At 69.9% G+C, this 16,379-nt stretch carries 15 protein-coding genes and 1 pseudogene; 10 read left to right on the forward strand and 6 right to left on the reverse strand.

The window, feature by feature from the left end; all coding sequences use genetic code 11:
* Positions 1-223: 223 nt before the first annotated feature.
* The 5 genes from AB0E90_RS11170 (at position 224) to AB0E90_RS11190 (ending at position 4,880) form a co-directional block, all read left to right on the forward strand.
* A complete protein-coding gene (locus AB0E90_RS11170) occupies positions 224-1,798 on the forward strand; it encodes a circularly permuted type 2 ATP-grasp protein (RefSeq protein WP_360402695.1) in 1,575 nt (524 codons plus the stop codon).
* Complete coding sequence (locus AB0E90_RS11175) at positions 1,792-2,730, forward strand: alpha-E domain-containing protein (protein ID WP_360402697.1); 939 nt, start codon at positions 1,792-1,794, stop codon at positions 2,728-2,730. The genes AB0E90_RS11170 and AB0E90_RS11175 overlap by 7 nt, the downstream gene beginning before the upstream one ends.
* An 85-nt stretch (positions 2,731-2,815) precedes the next feature.
* Positions 2,816-3,679, forward strand: a complete 864-nt coding sequence (locus tag AB0E90_RS11180) for a transglutaminase family protein (protein WP_360402699.1) — start codon at positions 2,816-2,818, stop codon at positions 3,677-3,679.
* Between the two features lie 5 nt (positions 3,680-3,684).
* The gene (locus AB0E90_RS11185) at positions 3,685-4,230 is read left to right on the forward strand and encodes a GNAT family N-acetyltransferase (protein ID WP_360402701.1); all 546 of its coding nucleotides are present in this window, start codon (positions 3,685-3,687) and stop codon (positions 4,228-4,230) included.
* 23 nt (positions 4,231-4,253) lie between these two features.
* A complete protein-coding gene (locus AB0E90_RS11190; RefSeq protein ID WP_360402703.1) occupies positions 4,254-4,880 on the forward strand; it encodes a TetR/AcrR family transcriptional regulator in 627 nt (208 codons plus the stop codon).
* A 24-nt stretch (positions 4,881-4,904) separates the two neighbouring features.
* On the opposite strand, the gene AB0E90_RS11195 is transcribed toward AB0E90_RS11190, so the two are convergent.
* Positions 4,905-6,656: a biotin carboxylase N-terminal domain-containing protein gene (locus tag AB0E90_RS11195; protein WP_360402705.1), complete on the reverse strand. Its 1,752-nt coding sequence runs from the start codon at positions 6,654-6,656 to the stop codon at positions 4,905-4,907.
* Between the two features lie 60 nt (positions 6,657-6,716).
* Between AB0E90_RS11195 and AB0E90_RS11200 the strand changes: the two genes are divergently transcribed.
* Genes AB0E90_RS11200 through AB0E90_RS11210 form a run of 3 tightly spaced genes read left to right on the forward strand, consistent with a single transcriptional unit; the run spans position 6,717 to position 9,032 of the window.
* Entirely contained in the window at positions 6,717-7,286 is a 570-nt protein-coding gene (locus tag AB0E90_RS11200) for a PadR family transcriptional regulator (protein WP_360403324.1), read from the forward strand.
* A gap of 42 nt (positions 7,287-7,328) precedes the next feature.
* The gene (locus AB0E90_RS11205; RefSeq protein ID WP_360402707.1) at positions 7,329-8,273 is read left to right on the forward strand and encodes an ATP-binding cassette domain-containing protein; all 945 of its coding nucleotides are present in this window, start codon (positions 7,329-7,331) and stop codon (positions 8,271-8,273) included.
* 3 nt (positions 8,274-8,276) lie between these two features.
* Entirely contained in the window at positions 8,277-9,032 is a 756-nt protein-coding gene (locus tag AB0E90_RS11210) for an ABC transporter permease (protein ID WP_360402709.1), read from the forward strand.
* Positions 9,033-9,059: 27 nt separating this feature from the next.
* On the opposite strand, the gene AB0E90_RS11215 is transcribed toward AB0E90_RS11210, so the two are convergent.
* The 5 genes from AB0E90_RS11215 to AB0E90_RS11235 form a co-directional block, all read right to left on the reverse strand.
* Positions 9,060-9,674, reverse strand: coding sequence for a Maf family protein (locus AB0E90_RS11215; RefSeq protein ID WP_360402711.1), 615 nt, complete (start codon positions 9,672-9,674; stop codon positions 9,060-9,062).
* 80 nt (positions 9,675-9,754) lie between these two features.
* Positions 9,755-10,912, reverse strand: a complete 1,158-nt coding sequence (gene mycP, locus AB0E90_RS11220; protein ID WP_360402713.1) for a type VII secretion-associated serine protease mycosin — start codon at positions 10,910-10,912, stop codon at positions 9,755-9,757.
* A complete protein-coding gene (locus AB0E90_RS11225; RefSeq protein WP_360402715.1) occupies positions 10,909-12,366 on the reverse strand; it encodes a hypothetical protein in 1,458 nt (485 codons plus the stop codon). Before AB0E90_RS11225 ends, mycP begins: the two co-directional genes overlap by 4 nt.
* On the reverse strand, positions 12,366-12,797 hold the full coding sequence (locus tag AB0E90_RS11230; RefSeq protein ID WP_360402717.1) for a hypothetical protein: 432 nt from the start codon (positions 12,795-12,797) through the stop codon (positions 12,366-12,368). Before AB0E90_RS11230 ends, AB0E90_RS11225 begins: the two co-directional genes overlap by 1 nt.
* 116 nt (positions 12,798-12,913) lie before the next feature.
* Entirely contained in the window at positions 12,914-13,111 is a 198-nt protein-coding gene (locus AB0E90_RS11235; protein ID WP_360402719.1) for an acyl-CoA carboxylase subunit epsilon, read from the reverse strand.
* A 101-nt stretch (positions 13,112-13,212) separates the two neighbouring features.
* Between AB0E90_RS11235 and AB0E90_RS11240 the strand changes: the two are divergent.
* Both AB0E90_RS11240 and AB0E90_RS11245 read left to right on the forward strand, forming a co-directional pair.
* Positions 13,213-14,178 (forward strand): annotated as a pseudogene (locus AB0E90_RS11240) (serine/threonine-protein kinase); the annotation flags it as partial.
* 1,939 nt (positions 14,179-16,117) lie between these two features.
* On the forward strand, positions 16,118-16,357 hold the full coding sequence (locus AB0E90_RS11245) for a hypothetical protein (RefSeq protein WP_360402721.1): 240 nt from the start codon (positions 16,118-16,120) through the stop codon (positions 16,355-16,357).
* Positions 16,358-16,379: the final 22 nt, after the last annotated feature.

Below are 16,379 nucleotides of genomic sequence, written 5' to 3' on the forward strand. Positions count from 1 at the left end.
CCGCGCCGGTTATTTCCCTTTATTTCATCCTCGCTGGTCCCACGGGTTTTTCGCATGCCCTCCTCCGGCGTACCGTGAGCGTTGCCGGAGACGCCGGGTCCCCCGTTCTCGGTGTACCGGCCCGGGCCGTCGGAAGGTCCCGTTCCGACGGCCCGCCCGCTAATGCGAACAGCTGCGTTTCGTTCGTTACTCGCACGCAACGAGCCGACCGTAGATTCCTGGCATGGCGGATCTTTTCGAGGAGTACCGCCTCGGCCCCGGCTGGGACGAGATGTTCAGCGAGCTAGGCATGCCCCGGGAAAGCTACGAGGCCCTGCACGCGACTCTCCAGCCGCTGTCGAGTGCGGAACTGGGCATTCGTGCCGAGGTGCTGGCCCGGGCATTCCTCGACCAGGGCATCACGTTCGCGCTTAAGGGCGTCGAGCGGCCGTTTCCGCTGGACATCGTGCCGCGCATCATCGCGGCGGCGGAGTGGCGGCAGGTCGAGATCGGGGTGGCCCAGCGCATCCGGGCGCTCGAGGCGTTCCTGGCTGACGTCTACGGCGCCGGCCAGGTGTTCGCCGACGGCGTGGTGCCGCGGCGGATCATCGCCACCAGCGCCCACTTCCTGCGCGCGGCGGCCGGCATCAACCCGCCCAACGGCGTTCGCATCCACGTCTCCGGGGTCGACCTGATCCGCGACGAGCAGGGCACCTTCCGGGTCCTGGAGGACAACGTGCGCATCCCGTCCGGGGTGAGCTACGTGATGGAAAATCGGCGGGCGATGGCCCAGGTGCTGCCCGAGGTCTTTGCCGCCACCCGCATCCTGCCGGTCGAGTCCTACCCGGCGATGCTGCTGCGGGCGCTGCGGGCGGCCGCGCCGATCGGGGTCAACGATCCGACCGTGGTGGTGCTCAGCCCGGGCGTCTACAACTCCGCCTACTTCGAGCACTCGCTGATCGCCCGGGAGATGGGCGTCGAGCTGGTCGAGGGGCGTGACCTGGTCTGCGTCGGCAACGACGTGGCGATGCGCACCACCGCCGGCGAGCAGCGGGTCGATGTCATCTACCGGCGCATCGACGACGACTTCCTCGACCCGGTGCACTTCCGGGCCGACTCGGTGATCGGGGTGGCCGGGCTGCTCAACGCGGCCCGGGCCGGGCGGGTCACGATCGCCAACGCGGTCGGTAACGGCGTCGCCGACGACAAGCTGCTCTACACCTACGTTCCCGACCTGATCCGTTACTACCTGAACGAGGAGCCGCTGCTCCCCAACGTCGACACCTACCGCCTCGACGAACCGGGGGTTCTCGACGACGTGCTGCCCCGCCTCGACGAGCTCGTGCTGAAGCCGGTCGACGGGGCCGGGGGCGCGGGGATCGTGATCGGTTCGCAGGCCTCGTCGACGGAGCTTTTCGACGTACGGGAAAAGATCGTGGCAAATCCCCGCGGATGGATCGCCCAGCGCGAGGTGAAGCTCTCCATGGTTCCCACCCTGATCGGGAACCGGCTCCGTGGGCGGCACGTCGACCTGCGGCCGTTCGCGGTCAACGACGGCGAGAAGATCTGGGTGCTGCCGGGCGGGCTGACCCGGGTGGCGCTGCCCGAGGGCGCGCTCGTGGTCAACTCCAGCCAGGGCGGCGGTTCCAAGGACACCTGGGTGCTCGCCGCCGAGGACGACCTGACCCCGTTCGAGGTGCCGCATCTGCCGGCCGCACCTTCGCCGTTGCCGCCGGCGGCTTCGCCGGATGTGGGCCCCGGTGCGTCCGGTTCGGAGGAGCAGCAGCAACAACAGCAACAGGGGAGGCTGGCGTGCTGAGCCGGATAGCCGAGTCGCTCTACTGGATCGGCCGTTATGTCGAGCGGGCCGAGGACACCGCCCGCATCCTCGACGTGCACCTGCAGCGGATGCTCGCCGACCCGTGGACCCGGGAAGACCAGGCCTGCCGGTCGCTGCTGGCTGTGATGGGCATGCCCACCACCGACGGCCCGTTCACCTCGGCCCAGATCGTCGGCCTGCTCGGCCTCGACGACCGCAACGCCTCCTCGGTGGTCGGCGCGCTCGCCGCCGCCCGGGAAAATGCCCGCGGCTCCCGGGAGACCGTCTCCTCGGAGATGTGGGAGTGCCTCAACTCCACCTGGCACGGCCTGCCCAACGCCCGGCGCCGGGTCGAGCAGCAGGGCGTGCACGCGTTCTTCCGGTGGGTGCGGGAGCGCTGCGCCGTGATGGCCGGGCTCACCGACGCCACCATGAGCCGCGACGAGGGCTGGCTGTTCCTGGTTCTCGGCCGCAGCGTCGAGCGGGCCGACATGACCGCCCGGCTGCTGCGCACCCACGAGCGGGCCGGCGGCAGCATCCCGACCTGGATGACCCTGCTGCGGTCCAGCGGGGCCTGGGAGACGTTCCTGCGCACCTATCGTGGTTCGCTCGACGACCGGCACGCGGCCGAGTTCCTGCTGCTCGACCGGTTGTTCCCGCGCTCGGTGTTCGCGGCGCTCTCCACCGCGGAGAGTTGCCTGGCCGAGCTCGAACCCGATCCGGGCCGGGCCGGTGTGGCCACCGACGCCCAGCGGATCGTCGGGCGGGCCCGCACCAACCTCGAGTTCCGTGGCGCGGACGAGCTGATCGGCGACCTGTCGCCGGTGCTGGCCAGCCTCGAGAAGACGTGTTCGCAGGTGAACGACGCGGTGTCACGTAGGTACTTCCGGCAGACGACCGCGGTCAACTGGGTGCGAGGGGCGGTGGCATGACCGCCTGCGCCGAGCGGCACCCAGCCGCAGCTGCCGACGGCCTCGCAGGCGAGGGCCAGAAGGGCATGCCTAAGGAGGGCTCAGCGTGACGGTGGATTCCTGGCGGCTTCGCATTCAGCACAAGACCGGCTTCGACTATGCGGGGCCGGCCTCGTCCTCGTACAACGAGGCCCGGATGTGGCCCCGCAACGACGCCCGGCAGGCGGTGCTCGACGCCCGGGTGGAGGTGTGGCCGCCGGCCCGCACTTACCGCTACGAGGATTACTGGGGCACGGTCGTCACCGCGTTCGACGTGCACGCGCCGCACGACGCGATGACCGTGACCGCGACCTCGACGGTGGAGACGCTGCCGCCCGGCGACCTCCTGGACGCGAGCGAAGGCTGCTCGTGGGAGGCGCTGACCCAACCGGAAAGCGTCGACCGGTGGTACGAGTTGATCCTGCCGACCAAACGCACCGGCCTCGACGACGAACTGAGCGGCATCGCGGCCGACATCAAGGCGGCCCACGCCACCCCGCACGCGGCGGCCCTGGCCGTCTGCGAGTTCGTGCGCGGCGAGGTCACCTATCAGCCCGGCGCGACCGGTGTGCAGAGTGACGCGATGCACGCCTGGCAACAGCGCAAGGGCGTCTGCCAGGACATCAGCCACCTGACCGTGGGCATGCTGCGCGAGATGGGCATGCCGGCCCGGTACGTCTCCGGTTACCTGCACCCGCGGCCGTCGGCCGCGATCGGCGAGTCGGTGGTCGGTCAATCGCACGCGTGGGTCGAGTGGTGGGTGGGCCGGTGGACGGCCTTCGACGCCACCAACGGCGTGCCGGTCGGCGAACGCCACGTCGTGGTCGGCCGCGGACGGGAGTACGGCGATGTGCCGCCCCTCAAAGGTGTCTACGCCGGACCGAAGAGCACCGGCCAGGGCGTCGAGGTAACGATCACTCGCCTACGCTGAGGGTCGTGCCCGAGCTGATTCCCCCCACCGTCGACGTCCACGCCTCCTACCTCATCGCGATGGATGAGCACATCGCCGAGGGGCGGGCGCAACCCGGCGACTCGAGCAACGTGGGGCAGTACATCCGGCAGTTCGGCAAGGTGTGGTCGTCGCTTCCGGAGTTCCAGCGGTTCGTCGACAGCCTGCGCGCGCAGGAGCGGGAAGACACCCCGAGGCCGGCGACGTATGTTCCGACGACGTCACTGTGGTGGGTCGACGGTGACGAATACCTCGGCCGGCTGGGCATCCGGCACCGGCTGGCGCCGGGCCGGATGGGCGAGCGCAACGGGCACATCGGTTATGACGTACGGCCGTCGGCGCGCCGGAAGGGTCATGCGACCGCGATGCTGGCCGCGTCCCTGCCGATCGCCGCCGCGCTGGGCCTGCCCCGGGTGCTGATCACCTGCGACGACACCAACGATGCCTCGCGCCGCACCATCGAGCGCAACGGCGGCGTCCTGCACGACAAGATGGACGAGAAGCTGAGGTACTGGCTGCCGACGGCATCTTGACGCCGTAAAGTTAGAATTGGATCATGGCTTATCACCATGGTGACCTGCGTCGGACCCTGCTCCAGGCGGCCGACGAGGCGATCACCGAGCACGGGGTGGCCGCCCTGAGCATGCGCGACCTGGCTCGCCGGGCGGGTGTCTCGCACGCGGCGCCGACCCACCACTTCGGAGACAAGGCCGGCCTGCTCACCGCGTTCGCCACGGCGGGCTTCGAGCAGCTCGCCAAGGCGCTGGCCACCTCGCGGCTGGCCAGCAACAGCTTCATCGAGCTGGGCGTCACCTACATCCGGTTCGCCACCACCCGGCGCTCGCTGTTCGAGGTCATGTTCCGTACCGATCTCTATCACGCCGACGACCCTGGCCTGCTGGCCGCGCGGGCGCAGGCGGCCGACGCGCTCTATGCCGCGGTGTCCGAGCTGCCCGGTGGGCTGCTCGCCGCGGACGCTCCGGACGGCCCGGTCCGCCCTGCCCGAGCGGGCACGGCCGAGGCGGCCCCGCCCGAGGTGCGCCGGGCTGGCCTGGCCGCCTGGTCGATGGCGCACGGCTTCGCCACGCTGTGGCTGAGCGGCGCCTTTCCCGACCGCGACCTGGACCCGGCCGAGGCGGCCCGGAGCCTGTTCGCCGAACTGACCCGCGACTACGCGCCTTAGCGCCGTAGCGCCGCCTGGTGGCGGTCAGTCGATCGAGCAGATCACCGCGCCGGCCGTGACTGTGCCGCCGACCTCCACCGACAGGCCCGAGACGGTGCCGGCCTTGTGCGCCTGCAGTGGCTGCTCCATCTTCATGGCCTCGACCACGACGATGGTGTCGCCCTCCTGCACCTCGTCGCCGTCGGCGACGGCGACCTTGACGATCGTGCCCTGCATGGGTGCGGTCAGCGCGGCACCACCGGCACCGGCCGCGGTGGCCGCGCCTGCCGCTCGGCGGCTCGGCGCACGCTGCGGTTGGGCCGCGGTCCCACCCGTACCCATCAAAAGGGTTTTGGGAAGGCTCACCTCGAGCCGTTTGCCGCCGACCTCGACCACCACGGTTTCCCGGTCGGCCGGCGCCGCGGTTGCCGCGGCCGCGCCGAACGGCTCGACGTCGTTCGCCCACTCCGTCTCGATCCAGCGGGTGTGGATCGTGAAGGGCTCGGCGGTGAAGGCCGGATCGCGCACCACGGCCCGGTGGAACGGCAGCACCGTCGCGATGCCCTCGACCACGGTCTCGTCGAGCACCCGGCGGGCCCGCTCGAGCGCCTCGGCCCGGGTCGCGCCGACCACAATGATCTTGGCGAGCATCGAGTCGAAGTTGCCGCCGATGACGCTGCCCGCCTCGACGCCCGAGTCGACCCGCACGCCCGGCCCGAGCGGCCAGGTCAGGGCCGTGACCGTGCCCGGCGCCGGCAGGAAGTTGCGGCCCGCGTCCTCGCCGTTGATGCGGAACTCGATGGCGTGCCCACGCGGAATCGGGTCCTCGGTGACGGCCAGCGGCGCGCCGTCGGCGATGTGGAACTGCTCGCGCACCAGGTCGAGACCGGCCGTCTCCTCGCTGACCGGATGCTCCACCTGGAGCCGGGTGTTGACCTCGAGGAAGGAGATCGTGCCGTCCTGGCCCACGAGGTATTCCACCGTGCCGGCGCCGTGGTAACCGGCCTCGCGGCAGATCGCCTTGGCACTCTCGTGAATCTGCGCCCGCTGCGCGTCGGTGAGGAACGGCGCGGGCGCCTCCTCCACCAGTTTCTGGTGGCGGCGCTGCAGCGAGCAGTCGCGGGTGCCGACCACCACGACGTTGCCGTGCGTGTCCGCCAGGACCTGCGCCTCGACGTGGCGTGGCCGGTCGAGATAGCGCTCGACGAAGCACTCGCCCCGCCCGAAAGCCGCGACCGCCTCGCGGGTGGCGCTCTCGAACAGGGCCGGGATCTCCTCGATCGTGCGCGCGACCTTGAGACCGCGGCCGCCGCCGCCGAACGCCGCCTTGATCGCCACCGGCAGGCCGTTCTCCCGCGCGAAGGAGATGATCTCCTCGGCGTCCTGGACCGGCTCGGCGGTGCCCGCGACCAGCGGGGCGCCGGCACGCTGGGCGATGTGCCGCGCGGTGACCTTGTCGCCGAGGTCGCGGATCGCCTGCGGGGTCGGGCCGATCCAGGTCAGCCCGGCGTCGAGCACGGCCTGGGCGAACTCGGCGTTCTCCGAGAGGAAGCCGTAGCCCGGGTGCACCGCGTCGGCGCCGCTGCGGGCCGCGACGTCGAGGAGCTTGTCGATGCGGAGGTAGGTGTCGGCGGCGGTCTCCCCGCCTAACGCGAACGCCTCGTCGGCGAGCCGGGCCGGGAGGCCGTCGCGATCGCTGTCGGCGTAGACGGCGACGCTGGCCAAGCCGGCGTCCTGGCAGGCCCGGATCACCCGGACGGCGATTTCGCCTCGGTTGGCGATCAATACCTTGCGCACAGGCAGAGCCTAACGAAAGTTAACGGCAGATCTACCCTGTGACTTGTGTCTGCGACGCGCATGATGATTCTCGGCCTGGTCCAGTGGATGCAGCCGGTGCACGGTTACGACGTGCGTCGTGAGTTGCTGAGCTGGAGCGCCGACAAGTGGGCCAACATCCAGCCGGGGTCGATCTATCACGCGTTGCGCAAGCTCACCGAGGAGGGCCTGCTCCGCGAGGTCTCCACCGAGCAGATCGCCGGGCGGCCGGCCCGCACCACCTACGAGATCACCGAGAAGGGTAAGGCCGAGTTCCAGACGCTGCTGCGCGGGAATTGGTGGAACGTGAGTGCGGGCCCCGACCCGTTCATGGCGGCCTTCGCGTTCCTGCCGGCCCTGTCGCGCGAGGAGGCCGCCGCGGCCCTGCGCAACCGGGCCATGCAGTTACGGGCGGGGGTCTTGCAGTTGGAGGCGGTGATGCAGGCCGAGTGGACCACGCAGAAACCGGTCTACGTCGGCTGGATGTGGGAGCTCTCGATCGTCCGGGCCGAGGCGGAGATCGCCTGGTGCGAGCGCACGGCCAAGAAGATCGAGTCCGGCGAGCGGTACCTGCCTGGCGTGCCGATCGAGAAAGAGTGGCCCGCCTCTTAATCAAGTTTGACTAGTAAAACTTGAATAACCTACGCTGCCCGCATGATAGAGACTCGCGGGTTGCGCAAGTCGTTCACGTCGCGCCAGGGGCGCGAGAAAAAGAAAATCGATGCGGTACGCGGTGTCGACCTCGACGTCGCCGAGGGTGAGATCTTCGGATTCCTCGGTCCGAACGGGGCCGGCAAGACCACCACGCTGCGGATGCTCGCCACCCTCATCGAGCCGGACGGCGGCTCGGCCACCATCGCAGGCGCCGACCTGCGCAGCGACCCGGGCGAGGTGCGCCGCCGGATCGGTTATGTCGCCCAGGGCGGCAGCACCTGGGACGGCTCCACCGCGCGCGAGGAACTGGTGCTCCAGGCACGGCTCTACGGCGCGTCGAAGGTCGCCGCCCAGGCCCGCACCACCGAGGTGCTCGACGCGTTCCAGCTGTCGGAGTATGCGGATCGCAAGTGCAGCACCTACTCCGGCGGCCAGCGCCGCCGGGTCGACATCGCGCTCGGCATCATCCACGCGCCCAAAGTGGTGTTCCTCGACGAGCCGACCGCCGGCCTCGACCCGCAGAGCCGGGCACACATGTGGGACGAGGTGCGCCGTCTGCGTGCGGAGGGCATGACGGTCTTCCTCACCACGCACTACCTCGACGAGGCCGACGCGCTCTGCGACCGGATCTCCATCATGGACAACGGCGAGATCGTCGCGTCCGGCACGCCCGCGGACTTGAAGCGAGAGATCTCCGGCGACGTGGTCCGGGTGGATCTGCCGCCGACCTCGGTTTCGGCCGCCGTGCAGGCGTTGGACTCCTACAAGATCGAGACGTACGACGACAACGTGCGGCTCTACGTGGAGGACGGCGCGGTGGCGATCCCGCAGATCCTGCGCGCCCTCGACGCCGCCGACGTGCCGCTGGCCGGGATCGAGCTGCACCGCCCCAGCCTCGACGACGTGTTCCTCACCAAGACCGGCCGATCCCTGCGGGAGAGCTGAGACATGAAGCTGCTTCGCGACACTTCACTGATCTTCCAGCGCCAGGCCCAACTGCTGCTTCGCAACCCGGTGTGGATCCTGGTCGGCGTCTTCCAGCCGGTCATGTACCTGCTGCTGTTCGCCCCGCTGCTCAAGCCCGCGCTCGGCGTGAGTTCCAACGCCGAGGCGTACGAAATCTTCGTCCCCGGTCTTCTGGTTCTGCTCGCCATCTTCGGCGGCCTGTTCCAGGGCTTCGGCCTGATCGCCGAACTGCGGGCCGGCGTGATCGAGCGCTCCCGGGTCACCCCGGTCAGCCGCCTCGCCCTGCTGCTCGGCCGCTCCCTGCGCGACGTCGTCTCGCTCATCGCCCAGGCCGTGATCATCACGCTCCTGGCCCTGATCTTCGACCTGCGCGTGTTCATCGGAAACCTGCTGCTGGCCTACCTCATGCTGGCGCTGATCTCACTCATGACCTCGGCGCTCAGCTACGGCATCGCACTCGTGGTCAAGAGCGAGGACGCCCTCGCCCCGCTGATGAACACGGTGGCCCAGCCGGTGCTGCTTCTCTCCGGCATCCTGCTGCCGCTGACGTTCGCCCCCGGCTGGCTGCAGGGCGTCGCCGACTGGAACCCGTTCTCCTGGGCGGTGAACGGCACGCGGGCACTGTTCCGGGGCGACCTGGGCGCCCCCGCCGTCTGGCAGGGCCTGCTGATCATGGCCGTGCTGGCCTTCCTCGCCGTCGCCTGGGCCGCGAGGGAGTTCTCCCGCAGCGTCCGCTGACCGCCCTGTGGTGGCGGGCCTGTCGGTTCAGGCCCGCCACAACGCGGTGATCGAGACGCCCATCTCGATGAGAAGCTTCCGCAGCAGCGGAAGGGAAAGCCCGATCACGTTGCCAGGATCGCCCTCGATCCGCTCGACGAACGCACCGCCGCGCCCGTCCAGCGTGAAGGACCCGGCCACGTTGAGCGGCTCGTCGGTGGCGACGTAGGCCGCGATCTCCTCGTCGGTGACATCGGCAAAATGCACCGTGGTCGTGCCGACCGCCTCGGCCTGCTTGCCGCTGACCAGCCCGGTCAGGTGGTGGCCGGTGTGCAGCACACCCGAGCGCCCGCGCATCATCGACCACCGCTTGGCGGCCTCGGTGGCGTTGGCCGGCTTCCCGAAGATCTCCCCCTCGAACGCCAGCACCGAATCGCACCCGAGCACCAGAATGCCCGGGTCGGCCGGCAGGTCGGCGGCGATCGCGCGAGCCTTCATGCGCGCCAGGGCCAGGCACAGGGAGTAGGCGTCCGCGGCTTCCACAGCGGACTCGTCAACGCCACTGACCAGCACCTCGGCGTCAATGCCGGCGGCGGAGAGCAGGGCACGCCGAGCCGGACTAGCCGACGCGAGGACCAGCCGATACACGATGTCGTTCTGCACGCCCCCGAGGTTACAAGCCCCACCGCCACCAAAGGTGCACAGAACGCCGCGTTTCAGCCCGAAGCCTGCCGAACTTCCACTCAGACCCCGCGCCGCCGCCGAACAACAAGCGCCGCGACAAGCCCGCCGGCGACGATCAGCCCAACCAGAACCCCACCAAGAACAAGCGGCGTGCTGCTGGAGGCAGGCTCACTGTCGGCCTGCGGAGCAGCGGTGGTCGCGGCCGGGTCGATATAACCCGGAGCGGTCGACGGAGTGGAGGACGCCGGAACCGATGTGGCGCCCCCTCCGGTCGTCGGCACGTCGGCGGTGAGCGCCTTGACGATGTTCAGCCGGCCGAATCCGCACTCGTCGTCGCGCCCCGGCGGCCCGATGTCGTCAGCGGTCGAGGTCAGCCGCTTGACGACATCTTCGGCCGACAGTTGCGGAAACTTGGCCCGCACAAGCGCGGCCGCACCGGAAACGATCGCCGTTGCACTCGACGTGCCATCGGACGAGGTGTATTTGTCCTGCGGCGAGGCTGAGACGATTTCGACGCCAGGGGCGCAGATCTGAATCTTGGCGTCGGGAAGCGAACCCGATGCATGTTTTCCGTCGCGTCCACTGGCGCCCACAGCCAGGACGCCGTCGATGGCGGCCGGATAGCCGATAACCGCATCGGTCGACGCGTTTCCCGCCGCGGCGACAACGACCACGTCTTTGTCGAGGGCGGCCGTGACTGCGTCCTCGAGGTCGAAGGCCGGGCCTGCCCCGACGGAGACGTTGATGACCTTGGCGCCTTGGCTGGTGGCCCAGGAAATGCCCTTGGCCAGCGCCACTGTCGTGCCGTCGAAGCTGATCTTCGTCTTCGTTATCCGAACAGGAAGGATCTTGGCGGAGGGAGCAATGCCCTGGACCCCGGTGTTCGAACCTCTGCCCTGCGCGGCGATAAGTGCCGCCATTTCGGTGCCGTGACCGACGGTGTCGTTCTGGCCGTTTCCGCCGGCCGCATCCGTCTCGTCGAGCCCCGGCAGAAGGTTGCTCTTGAGGTCCGGGTGTGGGTAGCTGCCGGAGTCGACGACGGCAACCGTGACCCCGTTGCCGGTCGTAATGGCGTGGGCCTCCGCGACGTGCAGGCTTTGCAGGTACCACTGCCGGTCACGAACGCTGTCAGCGAACGCGGGAGATGCTGGAATCACGGCGGCGGCAGTGAGAGCCAGAGCTCCTGCCGCCGCACCCAGCGCACGATGTCTGATCAACTGAGGCCGATCGCTGGTCCTGGGTCGATGCGTTGCTCGCGGGAAGGCAGCACAACGGGGTCGACACCCTCGGCGGTCTCCCACGGGTTGTCCGGATCCCAGTGCGTGCCGTCGGACTCCTCGCGGCGGCCCGACTTGCGGCCGCCGTTCGGCCCCCCGTAAAGGCCATTGCCGTGCTCGGCGCCCATCATGCCGCCGGATCCGGCGACACGCCCGGCTCCCGTGCCGCGCGAGGTTCCGTGCCCGCCCGCGCCCTCGCCGATGACGCCGCCAACCGGATTAACTCGCCGCGTGCCGGCGCGGCCGGCCCCCGGCTGGCCGAGCCCGCCCGGCGTGCCGCCGATGACGCCGTTGGTCGGTGCGCCGCGCATTCCCTCTGGCAGACCGCGCATTCCCTCCGGCAGGGAGCTGTTCGGACGGAGAACCCCTTCACGAGCGCCCGCACTGCCGCGCCCGATTCCGGTCGACCTGGGCAACGGACCCGAGGTCCCGGTGCTGGGAGCGAAGGCGGTCGTTGGCGTCAGGCCCGTGCTCGAGATCGGCCCACCCGTGCCGCCGGGAAGCGTCGGTGAGAGCGGGCTCAGGCCGGTGTTCGACGGTGTCGGGACCGGCGTCTGCGTTCCCCCCAGGACCAGGCCAGGTTGTGAGGTGGTCGGGGCCGGCGTGATGGGGCTCAGATTCCCGGTAAGACCGGGGACAGTCGTGGTGCCGGTCGAGCCGTTCGAGGTCGGAAAGCTGGCCGAGGGCCTGTTCGAGCTCGTGGACGTCGATTCGTCGCTAGCGAAAGCCGTGGTGATCGGCGGGATCGGGGGAGCGACGTATGGGTTGTCGTCCGACGGGTGCGGCTTGTCGTTCCGGAGAACGAGCGGAGAATAGAGGGCCGGCTTGACGATGCTGAGTTGAGCCTGCGCAAGCTCCGTGCTCACTCCGCTCAGCATCTTGGCCGCCTGCACCTGCAACTCGGCCTGCCGGCCCGGCGCAACCGGCGGCTGCTCCCCGCTCGGGCTCGGGCTCGGGGTGGGAGTCGAGCTGCTCTTGGCCTGTTGCTGCTGGGCCGTGAAGTTGGTCAGCAGGGTTTCGTTGCTCTTGTACTCCTGGTAGATCTTTTCCATCGCGACCTGAGCCTGGTAGATCGCCCCGGTCGCCGACGAGAAGGCCTGGTAGTTGGCGAGCGACGCCTCATAAGTCTCGGTGAGATGGGCGATCAGATTGTCCAGGCGATCCACGTATGCCTTGGACGCGGCGCTCTTGTCCGGTGGCCAGGCCGCCATGAGGTTGCTTTTGTAGCCCTCCACCTGGAAGCGGTGCTCCAGGATCAGATCCGCCGACTTCTTCCAACCATCGACGATTTCCCACTGCTTGTCGGTGTTGGGATTGCGGATGAGCTCCTGCATCTTGTCGATCGTCATCGACTCCCACGGGGTGCCGCCACCGCCACCGGGTGCATCGAGCATCAGAGATCGCCTCCGCCGTTGGTCGCCGAGCCGGGAACGTCGACGTTGCCGAACACGTCGTTGACGTCGGCGACCTTGGCCCGGGCGAAGGCGTCCGAGCCGTCGTACTTCTGGCTGATGTCCTCCGCCGCCACGGCGAAGTTTCGCGTGCCGTTCGCGAAGTTGTACACGTTCTGGTGGGCGACGTCCGCTGCCTCGTGGTGGGCGAACATGAAGGTCAGCAGCTCGATGAACTCGCTCGGCGGGTTCGGCAGCCGGGTCGACATCGCGGTCGTCACGGTGGAGAGGTGCGGAGCGTATTCGTCCTTCACGTTGGCCGACAGCTTTGAGGCGAAATGTTCCATTGCCTCGATGTCGGCCTCGATCTGGCCGAAGTCTGTGTAGCCGTAATCGCGCAGCCAAGCTGGCCCGCGGTCGTCCTCCGGAATCATGCGTGGCCTCCCCCGAACGAGCCTCTCGGACACCGGCGCAAACCGGCTAAACATCCATGAGAGTAGTCGTTCGCCGCCAGCTCCGGGGGCCCCACACTACCGCCTGTGGACGGTCGCTATCGGGGGAGCGATGAGTTGCGCCAGCCCGGCCGTGGCATCGACGGGCGTGCGGATCGGGCCCAGGTCGACGGGCGGGGGGTGGGGGCGGCCGCATTCGCCGAGGTGGATCTGGCGGCCATTACCACGACCAGGGCGGCCAGCTCCAGATCGGTCGGGTTGCCCCGGACGACGCTGACCAGGGGTTCCTCATCCATCGACCGAGCGTACGACGTTTCGAGGGATATTCGGTGACACGCATCCCACACTCGGCTGATCGATTCGCTGCCGCTGGACATGACCGGGTATTTTCCTCCTGATGTCTTCTTCTCCCCCAGCCGTAGTCGCTGACCGTTACCGGCTTGTCGCGCCGCTCGGTCAGGGCGGGATGGGTCGCGTCTGGCGGGCGACCGATGTCGTCCTGCACCGTGAGGTCGCCATCAAGGAGCTTGTCCCGCCGCCGGGGCTGACTCCGGGGGAGCGGCAGGAGATGCGCGAGCGCTCGCTGCGTGAGGCGCGTGCGATCGCCCGGCTCAACAACATCAACGTGGTCCGCGTCTTCGACGTGCTGCGGACGGACGCCGACCCGTGGATCGTCATGGAGTACGTGCCGTCCCGCTCGCTGCAGGACACGATCGCGGCCGACGGGCCGTTCTCGCCGGTTCGCACGGCCGAGATCGGGCTGGGTGTGCTGGGTGCCTTGCGCGCCGCCCACCGGGCCGGCGTGGTGCACCGGGACGTCAAACCGGGCAACGTGCTGATCGGTGCCGACGGGCGGGTCGTGCTGACCGACTTCGGCCTGGCCACCGTGCCGGGTGACCCCAACGTGACGCGGACGGGTCTGGTGCTGGGCTCGCCGGCGTATATTGCGCCGGAGCGGGCCCGGGACGGCACCGCGGGGCCGGCCGCTGACCTCTGGTCGCTCGGCGCCACTCTCTACGCCGCGGTGGAGGGCTCCTCGCCGTTCGCCCGGCCCTCGGCGATCGCCACGCTGGCCGCGCTGGCCACCGAAAACCCGCCGCCGGCTCGCAACGCGGGCCCGCTGAAGCCGGTGCTCAACGGCCTGCTCCGCAAGGACCCGACGCACCGGATCAACGCCGAGGAAGCGGAACGCCTGCTCAATCGGGCGACCGGCCGCCGTTCGAAGCTGACCTTCCCGATGAGCCCGACGATGCGTCGTCCGGGCGCGGGCCGGGACCGCTCCGGGCTGGTCGCGCCGACGGGTTCGACGCCGGTGGTGCCGGGTCCGCGTCCGCCGGTTGCGCCCGCCCGTCCGGTTGATCCGCCGGGTCGTCCGTCTGTGTCGGGTGGCCGCCCGGCGGCCGGCGAGGGCCGGCCGCCGATCTTTGTGCCGGGCAAGGCGCCGGTCGGGCGCTCCGACACGCCGACAAAGGTCGACGGGCCTAAGGCCAAGCCGCTCGACGCCACGCGCCTCGACACCCCTCCGGTCAAAGACGACAAAACCACCGCCATGGGTACGCGTGGCGGGTCCACAACCGCACCCGGGCAGCCCCCTGCTACTCGGCAGACCAGCGCGGCCCCGGCGGCTCCGTCGACGCGCACGGGTCGTGGCGAGCAGGGCGGCCTGACCGCGGCCGACGTCGCCGCGCACCGCCGGCGCCAGGCCGCGCCCGAGCACGAGCAGTCCCTGGCCGACGCGACCGCCCTGGTGAGTCCGGCCGCCCCGACCGCCGACCGGACGACGGTGGTGGCCCCGCCGGCCGACAAGACCACGGTCGTGGCCCCGCCGGCCGACAAGACCACGGTCGTGGCGCCGCCGGCGGACAAGACCACGGTCGTCGCCCCGCCGGCCGACCAGACCACGGTCGTGGCCGCCCCGGCGCAGGCCGATGCCACCACCATGGTCCCGCCGCCGCCCGCGGAAGCCACCACGGTGGTCCCGCCGACGAAGCCGGCCCCGCCGAGGCCGACTCCGAAGAAGAAGGGCCCGGCCAAGGCTCCCGCGACGAAGGCCGTCCCCCAGAAGGACGAAAAACCCGCCGCACCGGAGAAGACCGAGGAGCCCACGGCAGCCGAGCCCACGGCAGCCGGGGCCGCGGCCGCGGCGGCCGCCACCGCGGAACAGGCCGAGGCCGCTCCCGCCGACGTCAAGACCTCGGAACCTGAGGCTGCGGCGGAGTCCGCTCCCACCGACGTCAAGACGTCGGAACCCGAGGCCGAGCCGGTGGAAGCCGCCGAGGTCATCGAGCCGGCGGACAAGGTGGCCGAGCCGGAGCCGGTGGCCGCCGCCGCGGCGCCGACTCCCGCCGCGGAGCCGGCCGCAAAGGCGACAACCGACGAGAAGCCGGGCGAGGAAGTCGCCCCGGTCTCGCCGGTCCCGGCCATCAACCGATCCAACCGCCCGGCTTGGCAGCCGATGGAGCCGCGCCCGGCGCCAGGTGGCGTGACGGTCTTCGGCACCCGGCTGACCTACCGTCAGGCGGCGATCGCGGCGGGCATCGTCCTACTGGTCCTGGTCTTGGTGATCACCCTGATCGCGCAGGCGTTCGGCAGCGACGACAAGTCGACCGGCGCCCCGGGCCCGGCCGCGACCACGGCCACCGCGACGGCCCCGGCCACCCAGCCGAGTGCCGCCGTCTCGACGCAACCGAGTGCCGCTCCGTCATCGGCCACGCCGACGACCACGACGCCGTCGACCCCGGCGAGCAGCGCGCCCGCCGACCCCGGCGCGGTCACCCTGCCTAAGGGCTGGACGATGCGCACGTTCGGGGCCACCGGCAGTGCGCCCGCCTTCAAGATCGCGTTGCCGGCCGGCGCAAGTGTCAACGGTGGCGGCACCGAGATGCGGATCACCTACAACAACCGGCTGCTGATCCTGGGCCGCACCAAGTCGCCGCAGAAGGACGCCTACGCGGACTGGCAGAACCAGGAGAGTTCGCGCCGGGGGAGCTACCGCGACTACAACCGGATCAGCCTCAAGCCGGTGACCTGGCGCAACTACGAGTCGGTCGCCGACTGGGAGTTCACCTACACCACGGACAGCGGGAACCCGCAGCACGTGATCCGGCGGAACATCCGGGTGGACAGCAGCGCGGCGTTCTCCCTCAACTGGTACGTCTCGACCAGCGACTGGGCGGCCTCCCAGGCGGATCTAAAGCTGCTCTACCAGTCGTTCCAGCCGCAGTAGGATTTGTCAAGCACCGATGTGAGTGAATGCCGTCAAGTGGGTACTTGATCGGTTATCACTGATGGAGGTGCTGGTCATGAGCCGCCGACGGCACGGTAAGAAGCCGACAATCGCCCTTTGGATGCTGGTCGCAGTCGCCGATGTGGCGCTCCTGGTCGCCACCGGTGGCCTGGTCGCTCTGGTGCTGATCGCTGCCAGTCTGGCGATCATCGCGGGTGGTTTTGTGGCCGGGCGGCAGTTGCTGGCCCAGCAGAAGTCGAACCCCCTGGCAGTGGCCCAGAAGGAACGAGCGGACAGCGCCCGACGTCGCGCTTAGGGTGATCGGATACAGTCGCCCG

Source organism: Actinoplanes sp. NPDC026619, from assembly GCF_040638295.1.
Classification (GTDB): Bacteria; Actinomycetota; Actinomycetes; order Mycobacteriales; family Micromonosporaceae; genus Actinoplanes.

Bases quoted from the DNA above. Each gene is read 5' to 3' on its own strand.
- AB0E90_RS11190 (WP_360402703.1), top strand. From the start codon at position 4,254: ATGGCTTATCACCATGGTGACCTGCGTCGGACCCTGCTCCAGGCGGCC.
- AB0E90_RS11245 (WP_360402721.1), top strand. From the start codon at position 16,118: ATGAGCCGCCGACGGCACGGTAAGAAGCCGACAATCGCCCTTTGGATG.
- AB0E90_RS11230 (WP_360402717.1), bottom strand. From the start codon at position 12,797: ATGATTCCGGAGGACGACCGCGGGCCAGCTTGGCTGCGCGATTACGGC.
- AB0E90_RS11170 (WP_360402695.1), top strand. From the start codon at position 224: ATGGCGGATCTTTTCGAGGAGTACCGCCTCGGCCCCGGCTGGGACGAG.
- AB0E90_RS11225 (WP_360402715.1), bottom strand. From the start codon at position 12,366: ATGCTCGATGCACCCGGTGGCGGTGGCGGCACCCCGTGGGAGTCGATG.
- AB0E90_RS11200 (WP_360403324.1), top strand. From the start codon at position 6,717: ATGATGATTCTCGGCCTGGTCCAGTGGATGCAGCCGGTGCACGGTTAC.
- AB0E90_RS11235 (WP_360402719.1), bottom strand. From the start codon at position 13,111: ATGGATGAGGAACCCCTGGTCAGCGTCGTCCGGGGCAACCCGACCGAT.
- AB0E90_RS11210 (WP_360402709.1), top strand. From the start codon at position 8,277: ATGAAGCTGCTTCGCGACACTTCACTGATCTTCCAGCGCCAGGCCCAA.
- AB0E90_RS11205 (WP_360402707.1), top strand. From the start codon at position 7,329: ATGATAGAGACTCGCGGGTTGCGCAAGTCGTTCACGTCGCGCCAGGGG.